At 62.2% G+C, this 23926-nt stretch carries 19 protein-coding genes; 18 read left to right on the top strand and 1 reads right to left on the bottom strand.

All coding sequences use genetic code 11. The annotated features are described in order from the left end of the window. Positions 1 to 11 precede the first annotated feature (11 nt). From wecB to GZH91_RS01235, 12 genes are all read left to right on the top strand, one after another. Positions 12 to 1121 carry a non-hydrolyzing UDP-N-acetylglucosamine 2-epimerase gene (gene wecB / locus GZH91_RS01180; protein WP_147069966.1) on the top strand — a complete coding sequence of 370 codons (1110 nt, stop codon included), beginning with the start codon at positions 12 to 14 and terminating at the stop codon, positions 1119 to 1121. Positions 1122 to 1143: 22 nt separating this feature from the next. Further along, on the top strand, positions 1144 to 1965 hold the full coding sequence (locus tag GZH91_RS01185) for an XrtA system polysaccharide deacetylase (RefSeq protein WP_147069991.1): 822 nt from the start codon (positions 1144 to 1146) through the stop codon (positions 1963 to 1965). Continuing rightward, positions 1962 to 3023: a FemAB family XrtA/PEP-CTERM system-associated protein gene (locus tag GZH91_RS01190; RefSeq protein ID WP_147069968.1), complete on the top strand. Its 1062-nt coding sequence runs from the start codon at positions 1962 to 1964 to the stop codon at positions 3021 to 3023. The genes GZH91_RS01185 and GZH91_RS01190 overlap by 4 nt, the downstream gene beginning before the upstream one ends. Positions 3024 to 3026: 3 nt before the next feature. Next, complete coding sequence (locus GZH91_RS01195) at positions 3027 to 4283, top strand: TIGR03087 family PEP-CTERM/XrtA system glycosyltransferase (protein WP_147069970.1); 1257 nt, start codon at positions 3027 to 3029, stop codon at positions 4281 to 4283. Beyond that, positions 4280 to 5836, top strand: coding sequence for an exosortase A (gene xrtA / locus GZH91_RS01200; protein WP_223264447.1), 1557 nt, complete (start codon positions 4280 to 4282; stop codon positions 5834 to 5836). Before GZH91_RS01195 ends, xrtA begins: the two co-directional genes overlap by 4 nt. Further along, positions 5833 to 6981 carry a TIGR03088 family PEP-CTERM/XrtA system glycosyltransferase gene (locus tag GZH91_RS01205; protein WP_223264448.1) on the top strand — a complete coding sequence of 383 codons (1149 nt, stop codon included), beginning with the start codon at positions 5833 to 5835 and terminating at the stop codon, positions 6979 to 6981. The genes xrtA and GZH91_RS01205 overlap by 4 nt, the downstream gene beginning before the upstream one ends. A gap of 45 nt (positions 6982 to 7026) precedes the next feature. Next, positions 7027 to 8976: an XrtA/PEP-CTERM system amidotransferase gene (locus tag GZH91_RS01210; RefSeq protein ID WP_147069972.1), complete on the top strand. Its 1950-nt coding sequence runs from the start codon at positions 7027 to 7029 to the stop codon at positions 8974 to 8976. Beyond that, entirely contained in the window at positions 8976 to 9905 is a 930-nt protein-coding gene (locus GZH91_RS01215) for a methyltransferase domain-containing protein (RefSeq protein WP_147069973.1), read from the top strand. Before GZH91_RS01210 ends, GZH91_RS01215 begins: the two co-directional genes overlap by 1 nt. 3 nt (positions 9906 to 9908) lie before the next feature. Further along, the gene (locus GZH91_RS01220) at positions 9909 to 11129 is read left to right on the top strand and encodes a TIGR04063 family PEP-CTERM/XrtA system glycosyltransferase (protein WP_147069975.1); all 1221 of its coding nucleotides are present in this window, start codon (positions 9909 to 9911) and stop codon (positions 11127 to 11129) included. Beyond that, positions 11126 to 12382 (top strand): glycosyltransferase, encoded by a 1257-nt coding sequence (locus tag GZH91_RS01225; RefSeq protein ID WP_147069977.1) that lies wholly within the window; start codon positions 11126 to 11128, stop codon positions 12380 to 12382. The genes GZH91_RS01220 and GZH91_RS01225 overlap by 4 nt, the downstream gene beginning before the upstream one ends. Before the next feature lie 123 nt (positions 12383 to 12505). Beyond that, positions 12506 to 13885: a phenylacetate--CoA ligase family protein gene (locus tag GZH91_RS01230; RefSeq protein ID WP_147069979.1), complete on the top strand. Its 1380-nt coding sequence runs from the start codon at positions 12506 to 12508 to the stop codon at positions 13883 to 13885. Further along, positions 13882 to 15213 carry a putative O-glycosylation ligase, exosortase A system-associated gene (locus tag GZH91_RS01235; protein ID WP_147069981.1) on the top strand — a complete coding sequence of 444 codons (1332 nt, stop codon included), beginning with the start codon at positions 13882 to 13884 and terminating at the stop codon, positions 15211 to 15213. Before GZH91_RS01230 ends, GZH91_RS01235 begins: the two co-directional genes overlap by 4 nt. Before the next feature lie 66 nt (positions 15214 to 15279). On the opposite strand, the gene GZH91_RS01240 is transcribed toward GZH91_RS01235, so the two are convergent. Next, positions 15280 to 17118: an asparagine synthetase B family protein gene (locus GZH91_RS01240; RefSeq protein ID WP_198415358.1), complete on the bottom strand. Its 1839-nt coding sequence runs from the start codon at positions 17116 to 17118 to the stop codon at positions 15280 to 15282. 351 nt (positions 17119 to 17469) lie between these two features. Between GZH91_RS01240 and GZH91_RS01245 the strand changes: the two genes are divergently transcribed. The 6 genes from GZH91_RS01245 (at position 17470) to GZH91_RS01270 (ending at position 23904) form a co-directional block, all read left to right on the top strand. Then, positions 17470 to 18393, top strand: coding sequence for a sulfotransferase family protein (locus GZH91_RS01245; protein ID WP_147069983.1), 924 nt, complete (start codon positions 17470 to 17472; stop codon positions 18391 to 18393). Between the two features lie 2 nt (positions 18394 to 18395). Beyond that, complete coding sequence (locus GZH91_RS01250; RefSeq protein WP_223264449.1) at positions 18396 to 19586, top strand: hypothetical protein; 1191 nt, start codon at positions 18396 to 18398, stop codon at positions 19584 to 19586. Further along, the gene (locus GZH91_RS01255; RefSeq protein ID WP_147069987.1) at positions 19583 to 20512 is read left to right on the top strand and encodes a glycosyltransferase family 2 protein; all 930 of its coding nucleotides are present in this window, start codon (positions 19583 to 19585) and stop codon (positions 20510 to 20512) included. Before GZH91_RS01250 ends, GZH91_RS01255 begins: the two co-directional genes overlap by 4 nt. A 66-nt stretch (positions 20513 to 20578) precedes the next feature. After that, positions 20579 to 21538 (top strand): IS5 family transposase, encoded by a 960-nt coding sequence (locus GZH91_RS01260; protein WP_161984131.1) that lies wholly within the window; start codon positions 20579 to 20581, stop codon positions 21536 to 21538. Between the two features lie 430 nt (positions 21539 to 21968). Continuing rightward, on the top strand, positions 21969 to 23120 hold the full coding sequence (locus GZH91_RS01265; protein WP_147072233.1) for a glycosyltransferase family 4 protein: 1152 nt from the start codon (positions 21969 to 21971) through the stop codon (positions 23118 to 23120). Between the two features lies 1 nt (position 23121). Further along, positions 23122 to 23904 carry a tetratricopeptide repeat protein gene (locus GZH91_RS01270; protein WP_147072230.1) on the top strand — a complete coding sequence of 261 codons (783 nt, stop codon included), beginning with the start codon at positions 23122 to 23124 and terminating at the stop codon, positions 23902 to 23904. Positions 23905 to 23926: the final 22 nt, after the last annotated feature.

The raw sequence follows: 23926 nt of genomic DNA on the forward strand, positions 1-23926 counted from the left end.
CGGGGATCAGCATGACCGATATCTTGTGCGTGGTGGGTGCGCGCCCCAATTTCATGAAAATCGCGCCGGTGATGGCCGCCCTCGCGGGCGCCGGCATCCGTGCCAAGCTGGTGCACACCGGCCAGCATTATGACGCGGCGATGAACGGCCGCTTCTTCACCGATCTTGGCATCCCCCACCCCGACATCAATCTCGAAGTCGGTTCCGCCAGCCACGCGCTGCAGACCGCTGAAATCATGCGCCGCTTCGAACCGGTGCTGGAGCAGGAGCAGCCGGCCGCGATTCTGGTGGTGGGTGATGTCAACTCCACCATTGCCTGCGCGCTGGTGGCGGCCAAACGCGGTGTGGCAGTGATTCACGTCGAAGCCGGTCTGCGCAGCCATGACCGCAGCATGCCGGAGGAAATCAACCGCGTGCTCACCGACCAGATTTCCGACTTGCTGTTCATCACTGAAAAAGACGCCCACAAAAATCTGGCGCGCGAGGGCATAGCCGCCGCACGCGTGCATTTTGTCGGCAATGTGATGATCGACACCCTGCATCACAACCTGCCGCGCGCAGTGCCCGTTGCCATGACGCTGGGCGAGGTTTTGCCTGAAGGATATGGCGTGCTGACGCTGCACCGCCCGTCCAATGTGGACGACGCCGACATCCTCGGTAATCTGCTGGAAACCGTGGCAATGATAGCCGCAGACCTGCCCATCGTTTTCCCGTTGCATCCGCGCACCCGCGCCAGTATTGACCGTCTCGGCCTGGCGGCGTGGCTGGATAGGCCGGGTATCAAAGTGCTGCCGCCGCAAGGCTATCTGGAAATGCTCGGCCTGATGAAGGACGCGCGTATCGTGCTGACCGATTCCGGCGGCATTCAGGAAGAAACCACTGCGCTGGGCGTGCCCTGCCTGACCTTGCGCCACAATACCGAGCGCCCGATTACCGTAGACGAAGGCACCAACACCATCGTCGGCACCGAGCGCAAGCGGATTCTGGGAGCGGTGGAAGAGCTGCTCAATGGCGGCGGCAAGGCCGGGCGTATTCCCGAATTCTGGGATGGCCGCGCAGCAGTACGCATTGCCGCGATTTTGCTGCACTGGCTGGACGCACGTAATCATGCCGTCGCATAAAGGACCTATCGTGCACAATGCCATGACCATCGACGTGGAAGACTACTTCCAGGTATCCGCTTTCGCCCCGCATATCGCGCGCGACAGCTGGGATGCCCGGCCGTGCCGGATAGAGCGCAACATGGCGCGCATCCTGGCTATGCTCGACGAGCATCACACCCATGCCACTTTTTTCACCCTGGGCTGGATAGCCGAGCGCTATCCGCAAGTGGTGCGCGCCATCGTCGACAACGGCCACGAACTGGCCAGCCACGGCTACGGCCACCAGCGCGCCTCAGACCTGACCCCGGAGCAGTTTCGCGCCGACATCACCCGCGCCAAGGGTCTGCTGGAAGACATCGGCGGCGTGGCAGTGCGCGGCTATCGCGCGCCGAGTTTTTCCATCGGCAGCCGCAATCTGTGGGCGCTGGAAGTGTTGCGCGAAGCCGGCCACCGCTACAGTTCCAGCATTTATCCGGTGGCGCACGATCACTACGGGATGCCCGACGCGCCACGCTTTGCGTTCCGCCCGCTGGACGACGACTTGCTGGAATTCCCGCCCAGCACCGTACACCTGTTCGGGCGCAACCTGCCCGCCGGCGGCGGCGGCTACTTCCGCCTGATGCCTTACGCCCTGTCGCGCTGGCTGATGCGGCGCGTGAACCACACCGACGGCCAGCCCTGCATGTTCTATTTTCATCCCTGGGAAATCGACCCGGAACAGCCGCGCCAGCGCGGTATCGGTTTCAGGACGCGGTTTCGCCACTATGTGAACCTCACCCGCATGGAAGGGCGCATTGCCCACCTGCTGCGCGATTTCCAGTGGGATCGGGTGGATCGGGTGTTCATGAAGGATGCGGCATGAACGCATCCGTCAAACTCCCGCCCGAATCAGCCGGCGTGACCGTGCGCCCCATGCTGGCAACCGACGCGGCGCGCTGGGATGCCTTTGTACAGTCCTGCCCGGAGGCGACTTTCTTTCACCGTGCGGGCTGGCGCGAGGTGATCGAACGGGCGTTCGGCCATCGCACGCATTTTTTGCTGGCCGAAGTGGACGGTGAAATCCACGGTGTGTTGCCGCTCGCCGAAATCAACAGCCGCCTGTTTGGGCATTCGCTCTCTGCCCTGCCGTTCTGCGTATATGGCGGCCCGGCGGCACTCAACGAAGCGGCAAGGCGCGCGCTGGATCAAGCTGCGCTGAAGCTTGCCGGCGCGCTGCGCGTCGAGCATCTCGAATATCGCAACCGCCAGCCTTTCCATACGGATTGGCCAGGCAAGGATTTATACGTCACCTTCCGCAAGGCAATCGACCCGGAAGTGGAGCGCAACATGATTGCCATTCCGCGCAAGCAGCGCGCCATGGTGCGCAAAGGCATCAAGGCCGGGCTGGTGAGCGCGATAGACGCGCACACGCAGCGCTTCTTCCATGCTTATTCCAGCAGCGTGCATCGGCTCGGCACGCCGGTGTTCTCGCGCAAGTATTTCCGGCTGCTGAAACAGGTGTTCGGCGAGGCCTGCGAAATTCTCACCATCACCCTGGATGGACGCGTCATCAGCAGCGTGATGAATTTTTACTTCCGCGATGAAGTGCTGCCTTACTACGGCGGCGGTACCGCGGAAGCGCGCCATCTGGCCGGCAACGATTTCATGTACTGGGAAGTGATGCGCCGCGCCTGCGAAAAGGGCTGCCGCGTATTCGACTACGGGCGCAGCAAGCTCGGCACCGGCTCCTACGATTTCAAGAAAAACTGGGGCTTTGAAGCGCAGCCCCTGTATTACGAATACCACCTGGTGCGCGGCCGCAGCGTGCCCGACCACAACCCGCTCAATCCCAGGTACCGGCTGTTCATCAAGGCGTGGCAGCGGCTGCCGCTGGCGCTGGCCAATGTCATCGGCCCGCATATTGTCAAGAATCTGGGCTAGGCAATGGAGGAGCTGCTTTTCCTGGCGCACCGCATCCCTTTTCCCCCCAACAAGGGCGACAAGATCCGCTCGTACCATCTGCTCAAACACCTCGCTCAGCGGTACCGCGTGCACCTGGGGTGTTTTGTCGACGATGCCGCAGACTGGCAATACACCGCCCATCTGCAGGCCATCTGCGGCGAGACTTTTTTCGCGCCGCTCAAACCCCGCAGCGCCAAACTGAAAAGCCTTGCCGGGTTTGCCAGCGGCGCGCCGCTGACCCTGCCCTACTACGCGCACGCCGGGATGCAGCGCTGGGTTACGCAGATGCTCGCTGCGCGCGGCGTGGGCAAAGTGCTGGTGTTTTCCTCGGCGATGGGGCAGTTCGTGCCGCATGATCACGCGCTGCACAGCGTGGTGGATTTTGTCGATGTGGATTCCGACAAATGGACGCAGTACGCACGGGCCAAGCCGTGGCCGCTGTCCTGGCTGTATCGGCGCGAAGGCCGCACGCTGCTGGCGTGGGAGCGCGAGCTGGCGGCGCGCAGTGACGCGGCGTTGTTTGTATCGGAAGCCGAGGCGCGCCATTTCACCCAGCTTGCCCCCGAATCGGCTGCGCATATCGGCTGGTTCAACAACGGCGTGGATTCCGAGTATTTCTCGCCGCAACGCGACTACCCTGATCCTTACCCGGCAGGCCGCCTGCCGCTGGTGTTTACCGGGGCCATGGACTACTGGCCGAATGTGGATGCGGTGATGTGGTTTGCGCGCGAGATTTTCCCCATCATCCGCGCGCGCTTTGCCGAGGCGCAATTCGTCATCGTCGGTGGCTGCCCCGGCCAGGCGGTCCAGGATCTGGCGCAATTGCCGGGCGTGACGGTGACTGGCCGCGTCGGGGACGTGCGTCCCTGGTTGCGCCACGCGCGTCTGGCGGTGGCGCCATTGCGTATCGCCCGGGGGGTGCAGAACAAGGTGCTGGAAGCGATGGCGATGGCGCTGCCCGTGGTCGCCAGCGCGCAGGCGCTGGAGGGTATCCAGGCTGTGCCGGGTCGCGACTTGCTGGTGGCGGACAACGCAGCCCGTTTTGCCGAACAGGTCATGGTGGTGTTGGGCGACGCACATCCTGGCATGGGCACGGCAGCGCGCGCCGCCATGCTGGGGCATTACGCCTGGCCGGATAATCTGCGCCGGGTGGATGCCCTGCTGGAATGCCGTAACCCTTCTCCGATTCAACAACCGCCCGCCGCCAGGGTGGTTTCACTCAGGGAACACCACACATGAGCGCTACCTTGCAACCCGCTGCTGCTGAACCGTCAATGGTGCGTGGCTGGCCTGCCGCCGCCGCACTTGCCATTGCCACTGTCGTTGCCTTGCTGTTGATTTTTTACTCCACCAGCGCGTCCACGGTGGCGATCTGGGAACGTTCTGAAACCTTCACCCATGGTTTCCTGATTTTTCCCATCAGCGCCTGGCTGATCTGGCGCCGGCGCAGCGAACTGGCGCGCCTGGCATACCGGCCGGACTGGCGCGGCCTGGTGTTGCTGTTGCTGCTTGCGGCGGGCTGGCTGTTCGCGCACAGCGGCGGCGTGCTGGTGGGCGAGCAGCTCATGCTGGTGGCGATGCTGCCGGCGGCAGTGTGGACCATACTCGGCAGCCGCGTGGTGCGCGCCATGGCGTTTCCGCTGGGTTTCTTGCTCCTCGCGGTGCCCATGGGCGAGGCGCTGATTCCGCACATGATGACGTTTACCGCCAATTTCACCGTCAAGGCGCTGCAATTGACCGGCATGCCGGTTTATCAGGAAGGGACTTTCTTCACCGTTCCCAGTGGCGAATGGTCGGTGGTGGAGGGCTGCAGCGGGCTGCGTTATCTGATTGCCTCGTTCACGCTGGGTTGCCTGTATGCCTATCTCACTTATCGCAGTAACGTCCGGCGCATCCTGTTTGCGCTGGCTGCCATCGTGGTGCCGGTGATTGCCAACGGCCTGCGTGCCTACATGATTGTGATGATCGCTGTGCTGTCCGACATGAAGCTGGCGCTGGGCTTCGACCACCTGATCTACGGCTGGGTGTTTTTCGGCGTGGTGATGCTGTTGCTGTTCTGGATCGGCAGCTTCTGGCGCGAGGATGAAGCGTCGGTTGTGCCGTCGGCGCAGGTATTGGCCCACGATGCCCCCGCCGCGCCGCTAGCCAGGATAGCGCTGGCGGCGCTGCTGAGTATTGCCGTTGCGCTTACCGGCCCTGTGTATGCAGCCTGGCTGGATGGGCGCAGAGTGCTGCCGCATGGCCTGCAGATTGCGCCGCCCGCCCCGGCCAATGGCTGGGCGCTGGAGGCCGCGCCGTTTACCGACTGGCATCCGCACTATGTCGGACCGGATGCCGAGCGCGCCCTGTATTACCGCAAGGGCAACCAGCAGGTGATGCTGTATCTGGCCTATTACCGCACCCAGCGCCAGGGTGCCGAGCAGATCAGCAGCCAGAATTACATGATCCGGCAGAAACATCCGGAGTGGTTGAACATGGGTGAGACCAATATCGCACCGGGCGCAGGCGCGCAACCTGCCGAGGTAATCCAGGCCAGGCTGCGTTCAGCGCCGCAACGCCTGCTGGTGTGGCGCTGGAATCAACTGGATGGGCGCGACACCACCAATGACTATCTCGCCAAGCTGCTGCTGGCCGGCGCAAGGGTCCGCGGCGCGCGCGATGACGGCGCGGCAATCGTGATGGCCACGCCTTATGCGGACGGTGTGGAACAGGCGCAGCCGGTACTGCGCGAATTCATGCGGGACATGCAGCCGGCCATCGCTGCCAGCCTCAGGCAAGTTGCACAGTCTTGAGCGCTGCAAGGATTCCGCTGATCGTCCACGTTGTGCATCACTTCGCCGTGGGGGGGATGGAGAACGGCATGGTCAATATCCTGAATAGCCTGCCGGCGCACAAATACCGCCACGCGGTGGTGTGCCTGACCGATTACACCTCTTTTGCCCAGCGTATCGTGGCCCAGCCCGTGCCGTTTTATGCGCTGCACAAGCAGCCGGGGCGGGATGTTTCCATCTACCCCCGGCTGTGGCGCAAGCTGCGCGAATTGCAACCGGATCTGGTGCACACGCGCAACCTGTCGGCGCTGGAAGGCCAGTTCGTCGCCGCGGCTGCCGGGGTGCGGCGCCGCGTCCATGGCGAGCATGGGCGCGACGTGTTCGACCTGTACGGCAGCAGCCGCAAATACAACCTGCTGCGGCGCGCGGCACGCCCGCTGGTGGGGCACTACATCACCGTCAGCCGCGACCTGCAGGCCTGGCTGCAAGCCATGGTGGGTGTGCCTGCCAGCCGCATTACCCAGATCTACAGCGGCGTGGACAGCATGCGCTTCCATCCGCGCGCCGGGCAGCGTAACGGCCTGCCGGCAGGCTTTGCCGCGGATGACGCGGTGGTGTTCGGCAGTGTGGGGCGCATGGCCGAGGTGAAGGACTATCCCACGCTGGTGCGCGCTTTCCTGCGCCTGCTGGAGCTGCACCCCGAGGCACGGCAGCGGGCGCGCCTGGTGATCGTGGGCGAGGGGATTTCCCGCGCCCCGTGCCTGGAACTGTTGCGTGCGGCGGGCGCCGAGGCGCTGGCCTGGCTGCCCGGCGAGCGCACCGACATCCCCGAGCTGATGCGTGCCATGGATGTATTCGTGCTGGCGTCGCTGGGTGAAGGCATATCCAACACCATTCTGGAGGCGCAGGCCAGCGGCCTGCCGGTGATCGCCACGGCAGTGGGCGGCAACGTCGAGCTGGTGCAGTCCGGCGGTAATGGAACATTGGTTAATGCGGGCGATGTGGAGACGATGGCACGCACCTTGCTGAGCTATTTTAATGACCCCACTCAGACGACCCGCCAGGGCCAGGCAGCGCGTCAGAAAATTGAGCGTCAATTCAGCCTTGAGTCAATGACGCAAGCTTACGAACAGGTGTATGACCAAGTGCTGCGTACCCGACAATAATGACGAACCGTCACGCAATGGCGGCTAAACGAGGACTGTTTTACCATGTGCGGAATCTCCGGAATTTTTGACCTGACAGGCGTGCGCCCGATCGACCGGACACTGCTGTCGCGCATCAACGATATCCAGTCGCACCGCGGGCCGGACGAGGCGGGACTGCACATCGAGCCGGGCGTCGGGCTGGGTCACCGGCGCCTGGCGATTATTGATATCGCCAGCGGCCAGCAGCCGCTGTTCAATGAGGACGGCAGCGTGGTGGTGGTGTTCAACGGCGAGATTTACAACTTCGTCGACCTGATCCCGCAGTTGCAAAGCCTCGGCCACACCTTCCGCACCCGCTCCGACACCGAGGTGATCGTGCATGCCTGGGAACAATGGGGCGAAGCCTGCGTCGCGCATTTTCGCGGCATGTTCGCTTTCGCGTTATGGGATCGCAATAGTCAGACTTTTTTCCTGGCGCGCGACCGCATGGGGGTGAAGCCGCTCTACTACGCGCTGCTCGACAACGGCTGCTTCGTGTTCGGCTCGGAGCTGAAAGCCCTCGCCGCCCATCCCGGTTTCAAGCGTGAATTCGATCCGTTAGCAATCGAAGATTACTTCGGCTACGGCTATGTGCCCGAGCCGCGCACCATCTACCGGCAGGCACTCAAACTTTCCCCCGGCCACACGCTCACCTTGCAGCGTGGCAAAAGCTTGCCCCAGCCACGCCAGTTCTGGGACATCCCGTTTACCCCGCATGCACCGATGAGTGAAGACGACGCCGCCGAGGAAACCGTGGCGCGCCTGCGCGAAGCCGTGAAAATCCGCATGGTGGCGGAAGTGCCGCTGGGCGCTTTCCTGTCCGGCGGGGTGGATTCTTCCGCCGTGGTGGCGATGATGGCGGAGCTGTCCGATGCGCCGGTCAACACCTGCTCGATTTCCTTCGGTGACCCCAGGTACAACGAGGCTGAATACGCCCGGCAGGTGGCCACGCGTTATCAGACTGCGCACCGCGTGGGCCAGGTCGAGGCCGATGATTTTTCGCTGATTGACGAACTGGCGCATCTCTACGACGAGCCGTATGCGGACAGCTCCGCCATGCCCACCTACCGGGTGTGCGAACTGGCGCGCAACAACGTCACCGTGGCGCTGTCCGGCGACGGCGGCGACGAGAATTTCGCCGGTTACCGGCGCTACCGCTGGCACGGCTACGAAGAGAAAATGCGCGCGCTGCTGCCGCTGGGCATGCGCCGCCCTCTGTTCGGCTGGCTGGGACGCGCTTACCCGAAGGCCGACTGGGCGCCGAAAGTATTGCGCGCCAAGACCACCTTCGAGGCCATGGCGCGCGATAGCGTGGAAGGCTATTTTCACGGTGTGTCGGTGTGCAGCAATGCGCTGCGCGCGCAACTGTTTTCGGACCACCTCAAGCGCCAGTTGCAAGGCTATTCGGCGGTGGAAGTGCTGCGCCGCCACGACGCCAGCAACCCCGGCCGCGATGCCGTTTCCCGGGTACAGTACCTGGACATGAAAACCTATCTGCCCGGCGACATCCTGACCAAGGTGGACCGCGCCAGCATGGCGCACGCGCTGGAAGTGCGCGTGCCGCTGCTCGACCACCAGCTGGTGGAATGGGTATCCGGCCTGCCGGTCGGCATGAAGCTCAAGGGAACCGAGGGCAAGCACATTTTCAAATACGCCCTGCAAGCGTATCTGCCGCACGACATTCTGTATCGCAAGAAAATGGGCTTTTCGATTCCGTTGTCCGAATGGTTCCGCGGACCCCTGTTGCAGCGTTTGCGCAGCGCCGTGCTGTCGCCGCGCCTGCTCGACACCGGTCTGTTCAATGCGGCGTTTCTCAAGGAAATGGTCGATCAGCACGCCAGCGGGCGGCGCGACTACGGTGCAGCGCTGTGGTCGGTGCTGATGTTCGAGGCTTTTTTGCGCAACGCCGACGAAACCGGAGCGACAGCGCCGCTGCAGCGTCAAGAACCTATCCTGATGACAGGAGGTATCTGATGTACTGGCTCAATCCCGTTGCGGATGTGAAACGTATGGCAAGAGCCATGCTTACTGATCAGGTGGCGTGGTTGGCGCCCTCCCTGTATGTGCGCCTTACCGGGCAGACCGGACGTGGTGATGACGAGGGCGTGGCGCGAACCGCTGATTATTTCCGGACCTGTTTCCTGGATTATTTTCTGGTGCCGGGCATGCCTTCCGGGCAAGTTGAGACTTATCTGGATGGCAAGCACGTGCTGGAGTATGGGCCGGGCGACTTGCCCGGGGTGGCGCTGCTGATGATTGCGCATGGTGCGCAAAGCGTGATTTGTGTGGACCGGTTTCCACTGTGCCGCCTCTCGGATAGCTGCATTCAGGTATTGCAGAACCTGCTCGACGCGCTTGAAGGAGGGCAGCGTGAACGTGCCGAACAGTGTTTCGTGCGGCGTGGTGAGCCAGCCAGCGGCCTCAATCCGGAACGTATCCATTACATGGTCAAACCGGGTGGGCTATCCGGTTTGACAGACTGGGCAGATTTGATTGTTTCACGAGCGGTGCTGGAACATGTAAACAGCCTGTACGCGACTTTCGTCGATATGCGCACCGCGCTCCGCGCGAAAGGAATTGCCGTACACCTGGTGGATCTCAAAAGCCATGGTTTGCACCGACGCTCCCAGCTGGATTTCTTGACCTGGCCGTTGCCTCTATGGGCGCTGATGTATGGACATAAAGGTGTACCCAACCGCTGGCGCGTGGATCGTTACCGACAAATACTTGCCGATGTGGGGCTGGATACGGTAACGCTGACGGCAACCGCCCTGGCGGAGCAACAGGTGATTGACGAAATACGGCCCTATCTGGCGCGGCCGTTCCGTCAGTTGAGTGATGAAGATATGTCCTGGCTGGGTTTCTGGCTGGTGTGTCGTCGACCGGCAGGGGTGAGGGTCTAAACGATGCGTATCCTGCACATCCTCGATCATTCCATCCCGCTGCACTCGGGCTACACCTTTCGCACTGCCGCGATCCTGCGCGAGCAGCGCAAGCGCGGCTGGCACACCGAACACCTCACCAGCCCCAAGCAGATCAACTGCAGCGTGGCCGAGGAAGTGGTCGACGGCCTGCATTTCTACCGCACGCCGCCGGTCACCGGCCTGGTCGCACGGCTGCCGTTTTTCAACATGATCGCACTGATGAATGCGACCGAGCGCCGCCTGCGCGAAGTGGTGGAACGCGGCAAGCCCGATTTTCTGCATGCCCACTCGCCGGCGCTCAACGCGCTGCCCGCGATTCGCGTCGGGCGCGCGCTGAATATCCCGGTGGTATATGAGATTCGCGCGTTCTGGGAAGACGCCGCAGTGGATCACGGCACCAGTTCCGAGTGGGGGCCGCGCTATCGGCTGAGCCGCTCGCTGGAAACCTGGGCGGTGCAGCATGCCGATGCGGTGACGACGATATGCGAGGGGCTGCGTAGCGACCTCGCGGCGCGCAAGGGGGTGGCGGCAGAAAAAATCACGGTCATACCGAATGCGGTGGACATCGAGAAATTCACCGTGAGCGGCGTGGCGGATGCCGCATTCAAGGCGCAGCTCGGTCTGCAAGGCAGACAGGTGCTGGGCTTTCTCGGCTCGTTCTATGCTTACGAAGGCTTGAACCTGCTGCTCGACGCGCTGCCGCTGATGCTGCAAACCAACCCCGATATTCGCGTGCTGCTGGTGGGCGGCGGGCCGCAGGAAGACGCGCTCAAGGCGCAGGCGGTGCAACTGGGTGTGGCGGACAAGGTGGTATTCTGCGGGCGCGTGCCGCATGACCAGGTGCAACGGTACTATGACCTGGTCGACGTGCTGGTGTATCCGCGTCTGTCCATGCGCCTGACTGAACTGGTCACGCCGTTAAAGCCGCTGGAAGCGATGGCGCAGGGGCGGGTGCTGGTGGCGTCGGACGTGGGCGGCCACCGGGAGCTGATCCGCGACGGCGAGACGGGCGTGCTGTTCCGCGCCGGCGACGCGACCGATCTGGCGGCAAAAGTGCCTGGCCTGCTCAATGCGCCGGCGCGCTGGCCGCAACTCGCCGCCCATGGCCGCCGTTTTGTCGAAACCGAGCGCAACTGGGCGCTCAGCGTAGCGCGCTATGCAGCGGTCTACGACTACGCCAAACGTCAGACCTTGCTGCCATGAAACCGCATCTGGTTGTCTTTTCAACGCTATTCCCGCACGCCGGTGCACCCAATGCCGGCCCGTTCATCCGCGAGCGCATGTTCCGTGTGGGTGAGGTGTTGCCGCTCACCGTGGTGTCGCCGCAGCCGTGGTTTCCGGGACAATCGCTGCTGCGGCGCTGGAAGCCGCATTTTCGCCCGGACGCGCTGCCTCACGAGAGCCAGCATGGCATCGAAGTGCTGCACCCGCGTTTCTTTTCGGTGCCGGGCGCATTCAAACAACTGGATGGCCTGTGCATGGCGCTGGGGAGTTATTTCACCCTGAAGAAACTGCGGCGCGCCGGCAAACTCGACATCCTCGACGCCCACTTTGCCTACCCCGACGGCTATGCCGCCACACTGCTCGGCAAGTGGCTGGGGGTGCCGGTGACCATTACCCTGCGCGGCACGGAAGTGCCTCATTCCAAAAATGCAAAACTGCGCCCGCTGCTGGTGCGCGCGCTGACACGTGCGGCGCGGGTGTTTTCGGTGTCCGATTCGCTGCGCCGCCATGCCATTGGCCTGGGCATCCCCGGCGACAAAATCCGCGTGGTGGGCAACGGCGTGGACAGCGCCAAATTCCACCGCGTTGATCGTGCCGAAGCGCGTGCGCAGCTGGGTATCGGCGCTGATGCGCCGGTGCTGATTTCGGTAGGCGGGCTGGTTGAACGCAAGGGCTTTCATCGTGTCATCGAATGCCTGCCGGAATTGAAAATACGCTTCCCCGGACTGGTTTACCTTATCGCCGGCGGCGCCGGTGCCGAGGGCGACATGCGCGTCGAGCTTGAGCAACAGGTGGCAGTGCTGGGCCTGCACGATACGGTACGCTTTCTCGGTATCGTCCCCGCCACCTCGCTCAAATGGCCGCTATCGGCTGCCGATGTGTTCGTGCTAGCCACGCGCAACGAGGGCTGGGCCAATGTTTTTCTGGAGGCGATGGCATGCGGTCTGCCGGTCATCAGCACCGATGTGGGCGGCAATGCCGAGGTGGTGTGCCGGGACGAATTGGGCATGATCGTGCCGTTCGGTGACCACGCCGCCTTGAGTGTTGCCCTCATGGCAGCACTGGCAAAAGACTGGGATCGTCCAGCCATCCTTGCCTACGCGCGCGACAACGACTGGCAAAAACGTGTCACTGTGCTGGTGGAGGAATTCAACGCACTGCATGCCGGCACGCTGGCCGCGCGCGCAGCCGGCAGGCAAATCAGTCTGAATAAGGGAGGCCATCTTGGCTAGGACCGCCCTGTCCGACTGCTTGTGGCTGGTCAGACAGGCACGCCAGTACGCGGCCCCGAAAACTGCTGCTTTCACCCCGTTTGCGCGCTGGCTGCGACGCCATCTGAACTGAGCGAACATCCCATGTACACAGCCTTCGCCGCCAATATCCTGTTCCCGCTGCACGAGCGACTCAAACACCACACAACTGTTGCGGTGCGCCGTGGCATGGAAGAGACCCAGTGGTGGGATACAAAACGTCTGCAGGCTTTGCAGCTGGAACGCCTGCGCGCCCTGCTCATGCACGCGCAGGCGCATGTGCCGTACTACCGCGAGCTGTTCGGGCGCACCGGTTTCAACCCCGGCGCGCTGCGCGATCCGGGCGATCTGGCGCGGCTGCCGTTCCTGACCAAGGCCGAAATCCGCGCCCATCTGGAAAAACTCAAGGCGGACAACGCCATCGGTCTGGCGCGCTTCAATACCGGCGGTTCCAGCGGTGAGCCGCTGATTTTCTTGATTGGCCGCGAACGCGTCAGTCACGATGTCGCCGCCAAGTGGCGCGCCACGCGCTGGTGGGGCGTGGACATCGGCGACCCGGAGATCGTGGTGTGGGGATCGCCGATTGAACTCGGTGCGCAGGACCGGGTGAAGCAATTGCGCGACAAGCTGCTGCGCACGAAATTGCTGCCCGCGTTTGAAATGTCCGCGCAAAAACTCGACGCTTTCATCGGCGAGATTCGTGCCATGCGCCCGAAAATGCTGTTCGGCTACCCGTCCGCGCTGGCGCATATCGCGCGCCACGCCGACGGGCATGGTATCGCCATGAACGATCTGGGCATCAAAGTCGCCTTCGTCACCTCCGAGGCGCTGTACGACCACCAGCGCTCACAAATTGAAAAGACTTTCGGTTGCCCGGTCGCGAATGGCTACGGCGGGCGCGACGCCGGCTTCATCGCGCACCAGTGCCCGGCAGGCGGGATGCACCTCACCGCCGAGGACATCATCGTGGAAATCGTGGATGCAGCAGGCCGCGTGTTGCCGCACGGCGAATCGGGCGAAATCGTGGTGACGCATCTGGCCACCGGCGATTTCCCGTTTATCCGTTATCGTACCGGCGATGTCGGCGTGCTTGATGACCAGCCCTGCGCCTGCGGACGCGGCCTGCCGCTGCTGAAAGCCATCGAAGGGCGCAGCACCGATTTCGTGGTGGCGCAGGACGGCACGGTGATGCACGGTCTGGCGCTGGTGTATATGATCCGCGATCTGCCCGGCGTGCGCCAGTTCAAGGTGGTGCAGGAAAATCTGCAACTGACGCGTGTCCTGCTCGCTACCGACCGTCAGTTTGACGAGGCGAACATCGGCAAAATCCTGTCGGGTATCCAGCAACGCCTGGGCTCGGACGTGCGCGTGGAGATAGAACGGATGAATGAAGTGCCCAAGGAAAAATCCGGTAAATACCGTTATGTAGTCAGCCATGTGGCGCCGCCATCCGGTGCCAGCAGCGGCAGGAGAGACGCAGCATGAGAGATATATTTGTCTTTGCCGTGGTGTTTGGCACGCTTCCCTTCATACTCGGCAAGCCTTACATCGGCATTTATCTGTGGTCGTGGCTGGGCTATATGAATCCGCACCGGCTGGCCTGGGGCTTCGCCTACAATTTCCCGTTCGCTTTTATCGTGGCCATCGTCACCTTGGCGGCGCTGGTGTTTTCACGTGAGCCCAGGCGTGTTCCGTGGACGCGTGAGAGTATCGTTTTGCTCATGCTGATTTTATGGATGCTGGTCACCACCATTTTCTCGCTGTATCCGCAGTTGGCGTGGTTGCAGATGGAGAAGGTGGCGAAAATCCAGCTGATGATTTTCCTCACCATGGTGCTCATCAACACGCGCGAGAAGCTTGAAACGCTGGTGCTGATCATTGCCCTGTCACTGGGTTTTTACGGCATTAAAGGCGGTATTTTCACCATCGTCCACGGCGGCGCCTACCGCGTGCAGGGGCCGTACGGCACCTTTATCGGCGGGAACAATGAGATGGCGCTGGCCTTGATCATGACCATACCGCTGATCTGGTACCTGCATCTCAATGCAAAAAAAATCTGGATGCGCCACTCGTATACCGCTGCGATGTTCCTGTGCGCGATAGCCGTCATTGGCAGTCAGTCGCGCGGCGCGCTGGTGGGGGGTGTGGCAATGGGTGTTTTCCTCTGGCTGAAAACCCGCAACAAGCTGTTTACCGGTCTTGTCATGGCATTGGCGGTGGTGGCGATTCTGGCGATCATGCCCGCAGAGTGGCATGCACGCATGTCTACCATTGATACTTATCAGAATGATGCGTCCGCTGAAGGCCGCATCAATGCCTGGTGGACCGCGTTTAATCTGTCCAAGGACAGGCCCCTGGTGGGGGGTGGGTTCGATACTTTCCAGCCGGCGGTGTTCGAGGCATATGCCCCTGATCCCTACAATGTGCACGATGTACACAGCATCTATTTCGAGATGCTGGGCGAACACGGTTACGTCGGTTTTGGCTTGTTCATGCTGCTGGCCTGGCTCACCTGGCGCAAGGGCGCGAGGATCATTCGCGAATGCGGCAAAGACCCGGAAAGAAAATGGGCGGCCGATTTAGCGCGCATGCTGCAGGTCAGCATGGTCGGTTTTGCCTCGGCTGGGGCGTTTCTGGGATTGGCGAACTTTGATTTGTATTACCACCTGATCGCAATCATGGTGATGACCGGGGTGGTGGCGCTGAAGCAGAGTTCCGCTGCGGGCAAGGTTGTGATGACACCGATCCGAACAGCGCCGCAGCCGTTTGTGAGGAGCGGCGGGGACAGGATTAACAGGATTTCTCAGGATTGACAGGAACAAAACGACATCCGTATTTAATCAGATATTCCTGTTAATCCTGTCCATCTTTTGGTCATGTTAAAGCCCACGCTTGCTCAGCCACTGCTCCAGCATCACCACCACCCAGATCATCACCCCGTAGTAGGTGGCGTGGCCGTCCTGGTGCTGGCGGCGCAACTCGGCCAGGTAAGCGGGTTGCAGGATGTGGCGGCGCTCGAACGCGGCCAGACTGTCCTGCACCAGTTCGTGTAGCGGCGCATGGGTGGTTGCCCACACCCCGAACGGCAGGCCGAAGCCGTGTTTGGATTTGTTGATGATCTCATTGGGGAGCAGGTCGCGGACCGCTTCCTTGAAAAAATGCCGCAGGCGCATGCCCTTGACCTTGAGGTGCACCGGCACTTCACCGGAAAAGTCGAGCAGGGCATCGTCGAGCAGCGGGTAGCGTATTTCCACGCCGGCCGCTTCGGTCATGCGCCCGACCTTGCGCAGATCGTTGTCGGCCAGGGTGAACTTGAGGTCGAGGTGCATCATGCGGTTGATGAAATGCTGTGAATCGCTGCGTTGATAGACTTCGCGCAACAGTTCGGCGGGTTGGCCGGGCTGGATGCGGGCGAGGAAATCCGCGTTGAAAATCTCGGCAAGCGGCGTGCGCTGCAGGAAGTTATACGACTCCATGCGGTCTGGCAGCGGCACCCTGGCTTGGTGGAGATAGCTCTGCAGCTTGCGTCCCGGCGGCAGCGCAGCCAGGCCGGGCAGCTGCACCAGCGGCTCGATGACGCCGGCGCGCAGCCAGGAAGGGATGAGACCGTAGACCTCGAAGATTTTTTGCTTGGCGTAGCGCGCGTTGCCGCCGAAAATTTCGTCGCCGCCGTCGCCGCCCAGCATGATGCGGATACCGTCGTCATGCGCAAGTTTGGCGCAGAAATAAGTGGGCACCGCCGATTCGTTGCCGAACGGTTCGTCGTAGGCGGCGCTGATGATGGGGATGGCGGCCACAATATCGGCGGGCCTGAGGTAATACTCATGCGCGTGCGCGGCAAAGGTTCGGGCGGCCAGCCGCGCGTATTCCATTTCGTCGAAGCCGTCGGCCTCGAAACCGATGGAGTAGGTGTTGACGGGTGTGTTGCCGAGCCCGGCAAGCGTGCCGGTGACGGTGCTGCTGTCCAGCCCGCCGGAGAGAAATGCGCCAAGCTGATTGCCGTGTGCAGCACGTGCCACCGAGTCGCGCAGGATGGGATGAAAGCGTGCGGCAAGCTCGGCTTGCGATGCGCTGCTGTGGTCGTCGTAATGCAGGTGCCAGTAAAATCCGCTGCTGAGCTGGCCGTTGCGCCACTCCGCAAACTGGGCGGGGAGCAGCTTTTTCACCCCCTGGAAAATCGAAGTGGGGGCAGGGACAAGATGAAAATACAGATAATCAAAAATGGCCTGCTGATCGAGCGCACTGCTCACCTCGGGGTGGGCGGTGAGCGCGTCGGCACGCGCGGCAAACGCCAGCCCGCCGGCGACTTCCGCGTAGCACAAGGGTTGCGCGCCGGCGCGATCCACTGCCAGCAGCAGGGTATTCGTTGTCGTTTCGCACACCGCCAGGGCAAAGCTGCCATGGATCTGTGCCAGTCCGTCGCGGCCGGCCTGGCGCCAGGCGGCGAGCACCCCCGCCGCCGGGTTGTGCCGGGCGATGGCACTGGCGATGGCAGGGTCGCCGCTGTGGATGCGGCCGCGCAACACGGCGATCACGCCGCCGGCTTCATACAGGCTGATGTCGCCAAATGGCGAGCTTGCCGCCAGCGCCGCGCCATCGCGCAGGGTGCTCTCCAGTCGCGCAGTAGGGTGGCCGAGTGCGGCGCACATCGTGTCGAGGACACCCTGCCCGCGCACCCGATCCAGCCTGTTATCCAGCCAGCCGCAGATTCCGGCCATAGCATCTCCCCTGTCAGCGTTTTTTAGTGATTGGATGGTAACCCAATCCCGCCAAGCTTTTAATCTAAAAACGGCACTGGCCACGGAGGCATGGAGGAAACCAAGGCATTTGAAATTCAAATCCCCTCACCCAATGGGCGATATGAGAAAATCATGTAACACCATGAACCAAAAAAACTTAGTTCTAAACCACGGAGTTCACGGCGGGCACGGAGGAAGGCAATCCCGGGGCTTTTATGGCCCACCCAACAGGTGAATAACAGGCGACCTGCTATCCGTTGTTTTTACTCCGTGTTCTCCGTGAACTCCGTGGTCAATTGCTTTTTCCGGATTTAATAATGAGAGAAAATTTTGAGTGAATTCTGGCTGAAGGTTGAAAAAACCCTGAACCACCATGGCAGCCAGGCCCTGCGTGCGGCACGCGCTGGCTGGTGGAACGTGACGCGCACGCCGGCACAGCGGCCAGTCATTATCGTAGGTTGCAGCCGTGCCGGCACCACGCTGGTGTACAAGACCTTTTCCGAGTCGCAAGTGCTGGGATCGCTCAATCGTGAAACCCATGATTTCTGGGTGGGCATGCATCCGCTCGCCAACAAGAACTGGGACACCCACGGCCTGGATGCGGCTGACGCCAGCGCCGCCGACCGCGACTACGTATCGCGCTATTTCTACAGATGGACCGGGCAATCCCGCTTCGTCGACAAGAACAACCAGAACGGCCTGTGCGTGCCTTATCTGCATGCGCTGTTCCCCGATGCCCATTTCGTGTTCATCAAGCGCAGTCCCGGCGACAACCTCAATTCGCTGATCGAGGGCTGGGGCAAGCCGGACGAATTCGCCACCTGGTCGCAGCGGCTTCCGGAAAAAGTCGCAGTGGAAAACGGCCGTTACACGCAATGGTGTTTTTTCCTCGCCGACGGCTGGCGCGACTATGTCAACGCGCCGGTGGAAGAGGTATGCGCATTCCAGTACAACGCCATCAACCAGGCCATACTCGACGCCAGAGCGGCGATCCCCGCCCGCCAATGGAGCGAGGTGCTGTACGAAGACCTGGTGCGTGATCCGGTGGGGGGGTTCAAACGCCTGTTTGGCGAGGCCGGCCTGCCTTTCGATGCGGCCATGCAGACGCATTGCGAAAATGTGCTGGATACTCCGTATAACGCCTTCTCCGAAATCCGCCTGGATAAGTGGAAAGACGGGCGCAACCGTGACCGCGTCGAGCGCGTGCTGCCGAAAGTGGCCGCTGTGGCGCGGGCGATGGGGTACGCACTCTGAACATGTGGGCGCTGCTGTGGCTGCTGCCGCTGGCCTGGGCGCTGGTGCTGGCGGGGTATGCCAAGCGGCTGATCGCCCTGTGGCGCGAGCCGGCATGGCGCTGCCCGGTACTGGTTATCGAAAGCGACGACTGGGGCGCGGGCGTGCTGCCTCAGGCGGCAGCGCTGGATGCGCTGCGTGCGCTGCTGGGCCGGCACCGCGATCATACCGGGCGGTGCCCGGTAATGGCGCTGGGCATCGTGCTGGCCATCGCTGACACCGGGGCGATACGCGCTGCTGCTGGCCGTGAGTATCTGTATATCGCCCTGGACGATGCGCGCCTGACGCCGGTGCTGGCTGCGCTGCGTGCAGGCATCACTGAAGGCGTGTTCGCCCCCCAGTTGCACGGCATGGAACACTACTGGCCCGCTGCCGTCATGGCCGCCGCCCAAACCGACAAGCGGGTGGCAGCGTGGCTGGCGGGCGACGCCCTGCCGCGCACCGAAGACCTGCCCGCCCCCCTGCAAAGCCGCTGGACTGCCGCTGCCGTGTTGCCCTCGCTGCCGCTCTCAATCCCGGAAATCAACGCAGCCGCTGCCGATGAAACTGCTGCATTCCAGCGCATTTTCGGCATCACGGCGCAGGTTGCCGTGCCCCCTACCTTTGTGTGGAGCGACGCGGTCGAACGTGCCTGGGCGGCGCATGGCGTGCGCTGCATCGTCACCCCCGGCACCCGTCACGAATACCGCGATGCACAAGGCCGTCCGGCGGGTGATGGGCGGAATATACTGAACGGCGAACGCGGCCAGGACGACGTGCTCTACGTGGTGCGCGACCAGTATTTCGAGCCCGCGCTCGGCCACCGCGCTGAACAAGGACTGGCGGCACTGGCGCAGCAAACTGCGTGCGCTCGTCCGACGCTGCTGGAAACCCACCGCTTCAATTTTCTCGGCGAATCTGCCGACGCTGCCTTGCACGAAGTCGACCGGCTGCTGGGCAAGGCATGCGCCGCTTATCCCGCGCTGCGCTTCCTGCCCACCCAGGAAATCGCCGCGGCAATGGCGCGCAGGGATGCGGAGCTGATCGAAACCGGCCTGCACCCGCGTCTGCGCGCCTGGCTGGCACGCATCCATACCGTGCCGCGTTTTGCCAAACTGGCGCGCCTCACCGGGCTGGCACTACCGCTATGGTTGCTGACAAAGTGGACAGCATGAACACCCCGCGATTTTCCGTCATCATCCCTGCCTACAATGCGGCGGCGACGCTGGCGCGCGCACTGGATTCGGTACTGACACAGACATATGCAGCGCATGAAATCATCGTGGTGGACGATGGGTCGACCGACGCCAGCGCCGCAGTGGCGGCAGGCTATGGGGACAAAATACGCTATCTGCGCCAGGACAACGCGGGCGTGTCCGCGGCGCGCAACCGTGGCGCGCAGGCGGCGAGCGGGGACTGGCTGGCCTTCCTCGACGCCGACGACTGGTACTACTTCGACCGCTTGAAATGGCACGCCGCATGGATTGCACGCGACCCAACGCTGGATTTCCTCACCGGCGATTACGAATACCGCGACGCCAGCGGCGCGCTGCTGGGGCGCTCGATGCAGGGCAAGGCATCCGGCCGGGCGATGCTGGACAAGGCTGCAGGCAGCCGCGAAGTGGTGATGGAGGGCGCAGAGTTCGAAGCCTTCGCGGCCGACCATTTCGGCGACACCCACACCCTGAGCCTGCCGCGCGCCACGTTCCTGGAATTGGGCGGCTATCCGCTCGGTTTCAGAGTGTGTGAGGACGTGCACCTGCTCACCCGTCTGGTCGCGCGCAGCCGCCGTGCCGGAGTGATCTGTGCGCCGATGGCGGTGTACCTCATCCACAGCGCCAGCGCTACCCGCGCTGATCCGGTGCGCGCGCAGTTCGAGAACGTCCGTACCCTGGTTGCCCTGGGTGAACAGGCTGCCAGCTTGCCGCCCGCAGTACGCCGCGGCTATGCCACCCGGCTGCGCCAGGCGCGGCTCAACCTCGGCTATGCGCTTGCAAAATCAGGCCGCCGGCTGGAGGCCATGCGCGCCGTGCTGCCGTCGCTGATGGAGTCGCCCGGCTGGGCCAGCGTGCGCAATCTGCTGTCCATTCTTAAAGGTTAAGGAAACTCTGCAAAACTCCCCCACCCAGAGCGCATTGTTCAAGGCAAGTATGGCAATATTGAGCCTATGAAACAAACCACACTGGATATCAACCTGAGCCTCAAGAAGACCCGCAAGCGCGAGTTTCTGGAGCAGATGGAACAAGTCGTGCCCTGGGCAGCGCTGGTCGGGCTGATTGCCCCGTACTATCCCAAAGGCACCAATGGCCGCCCACCGTTTTCTCTGGAAACCATGTTGCGCATCCACTTCATGCAGCAATGGTTCACCTTGTCCGACCCGGGCATGGAAGAAGCCTTCTTCGACATCCCTCTATACCGCGAATTTGCCCGGCTTGAAGACTACGCCCGCCTGCCCGACGAGAGCACCATCCTGCGTTTCCGCCATCGGCTGGAAAAGCACCAGCTCGCAGACCGCATTCTATCCACCATCAACGAACTGCTGATCCAGCGTGGCCTGCTGCTCAAAGCGGGCACTGTGGTAGACGCCACCCTGATTGCAGCGCCCACCTCCACCAAGAACGCCGACAAGGCACGCGACCCCGAAATGCACTCCACCCAGAAGGGCCGGCAGTGGTACTTCGGCATGAAAGCCCACATTGGCGCCGATGCCGAGTCCGGGCTGGTGCACACCGTGCGCGGCACTGCCGCGCATGTGAACGACGTGACCGAAGGCAACGACCTGTTGCAGGGCCTGGAGACGGATGTCTTTGCCGACGCAGGCTACCAGGGCGCAGACAAACGCCCGAATGCCCAAGCCCGCGTCACCTGGCACGTGGCCATGCGCCCGGGCAAGCGCCGTGCGCTGGACAAGGACAAACCCACAGACGCGCTGATTGACCAGGTCGAGAAACTCAAGGCCGGCATTCGAGCCAAGGTAGAGCACCCGTTCCGGGTGATCAAGCGCCAGTTTGGCTACGTGAAGGTGCGCTACCGCGGCCTCAAGAAGAACACAGCGCAGCTTGTCACGCTGTTTGCGCTGTCCAACTTGTGGATGGTACGAAGCAAGTTGATCGAGACTCAGGGATGAGTGCGCCTGAAAACCGGGCAAAAGCCCTAAACGGGGCGAAAAACGTCCAAAACAGCGTCGGAAACAGTATTGTTTGTGCGTTTCACGGCACCCATTCTACGATTTGAAACAGGATGGCCTGCCGCTGTACTTCGGGCGGGGTTGTTCAGAGCATCCTTAAGGGCTCGTTAATGAATAAATGGACATACGCTGGGGCCGCTTTGGGTGCAGGCCAAGGCGCGAGACGCGCAGTTGTGTCATTCACAACAAGCGGCTTGCAACGCCGGCATGCGTCCAAAGCGACCCCAGCCCGGAGGGTTGTTGTGTATTCGGGCGGCTGCGGCGTTGCAAAGCTTGCGAATGAAACAACCATTCGCCGCGCTTCGCGCCTTGCATCCATCCCGAATACATAGCAACGTATGTTCAAATTATTCATTAACGAGCCCTACATATGCCGCGTTACCTGGTACTCACCGAATTATTCCTGCCCACCAAGGGCGGCACCGCCGTGTGGTTTGCCGAGGTGTACCGGCGCCTGTCCGGCAAGGAAACCCACATCGTGACTGCCGACGTGCCCGGAGCCGCCGAGGTGGATGCCGGCCATCCCAACAGCGTGCACCGCATCAACATGCGCCGCGTGCCCTGGCTCAAGCCCGAATCGCTGGGTATGTACGTCAATCTGTTTGCCAAATCCCTGTGGTTGGCGCTCACTCACCGTTTTGACGCGATCCACGCCGGGCGCGCGCTACCGGAAGGGCTGACCGCGTGGTTGGTAGCGCGGCTGACATTCCATCCGGTGGCGATCTACGCCCATGGCGAGGAACTCACCACCTGGGGGCGCGGCGGCAAGTACCAGGCCATGCGCTTCGCCCTGCGCCATGCGGATCACGTGATTGCCAACAGCGAATTCACCCGCGATGAGCTGATCAAAATGGACGTCAATCCGGTGCGCATCACGCTGATTTACCCTGGTGTCGATGTGACGCGTTTCCGCCCCGGCCTGGCGTGCGGCGATTTGCGGCAGTCGGTCGGGGTGGGCGCAGCGGGCAAGTTGATTTTATCTGTCGGACGCCTGTCGCGGCGCAAGGGCTTTGATCAGGTGATCAAATCACTGCCTGCGTTGGTCAACGCCGGTCTGGATGTGCAGTACACGCTGATCGGCATCGGCGAAGATCAGGATTATTTGCTCAGCCTCGCACGTGAACACGGCGTGGCAGAACGCGTACACTTGCTGGGGCAGGTCAGCGCCGCTGATCTGCCGCGTTGGTACAATGCCTGTGATGTATTTGCCATGCCCAACCGCGAAATCAACGGCGACACCGAAGGGTTCGGCATGGTGTTCATCGAGGCGGCAGCGTGTGGCAAACCCGCCCTTGCGGGGCAGGCGGGCGGTACGGGTGCGGCCGTGCTGGATGGCGTGACCGGATTGCAGGTGGATGGCACCCGTCTGGCATCGGTTGAAAACGCACTGCAACAGATGTTGCAGTCAGTCAACGCGTCGGCGGCAATGGGGCAAATGGGGTTGGCACGGGTACTGGATGATTTTTCATGGGAAGTCGTGGCCAGAAAAACCGCAGCAATGCGCCACTTGAACAGAGGATAAAATGATGAAATCAGGGGTATTACGACATGCTTTCGGGCTGGCAGCGCTGACGATCTGGATCGGGCTGGGCATGCAGCAGGCCAGTGCAGCCACGTTTGCGCCTTCAGCCAGCGAAATCGCTGTTCTCCCACCGTTTTGCAAGGCAAAACTGAGCGCCGACCCCACCGATGACAAGCTATATTCCGACAGCATTGGCCCGGATTGGCTGCACATTCATCACTACTGTTTCGCGCTGAACTTTTCCAATCGCTACTACAGGGATTACGGTAATCGAATGGCGCAGGCCGACGATCTGAAACAAGCGGTGAACAATTACGACTACGTGCTGGAACATGCCACGCCGGACTTCTGGATGCGCGCCGAGATCGGCACGCAAAAGGCGCGCATTCTGGCCGCAGCCAAGCGCAATGCTGACGCCATAGGCGCGCTGGAGGTGGCGCTCAAGGCCAATCCGGATTACGCCCCAGCCTACGCGACCTTGAGTGACATATACCGCGATTTAGGTCAGCAAGCCAAAGCCCTCGCCAGTGTGGAACAGGGTTTGCAACACGCGCCCCTGGATAAGCCCTTGCAACGGCGTTACAGGCAACTGGCGGGTAAGGCATTTGTGCCCCCTGCCAACGCCGAACAGGCACAGCCCAAACAGGCGCCAGACGCTTCAACTAAAGCAGCGGCGACGCCTGGCGATGCTGCCGCAGCCAAGCCCACTGCCGAAGTCGCTCCTGCGCAGGTACCCGATAAAATCGGTGTGCCGGGCAATCCTTATTGCCGTTTTTGCCCATAAATGACGTGTCTCTCGACGCACC

It is taken from the genome of Sulfuriferula plumbiphila, assembly GCF_009938015.1.
Taxonomy (GTDB): domain Bacteria; phylum Pseudomonadota; class Gammaproteobacteria; order Burkholderiales; family Sulfuriferulaceae; genus Sulfuriferula; species Sulfuriferula plumbiphila.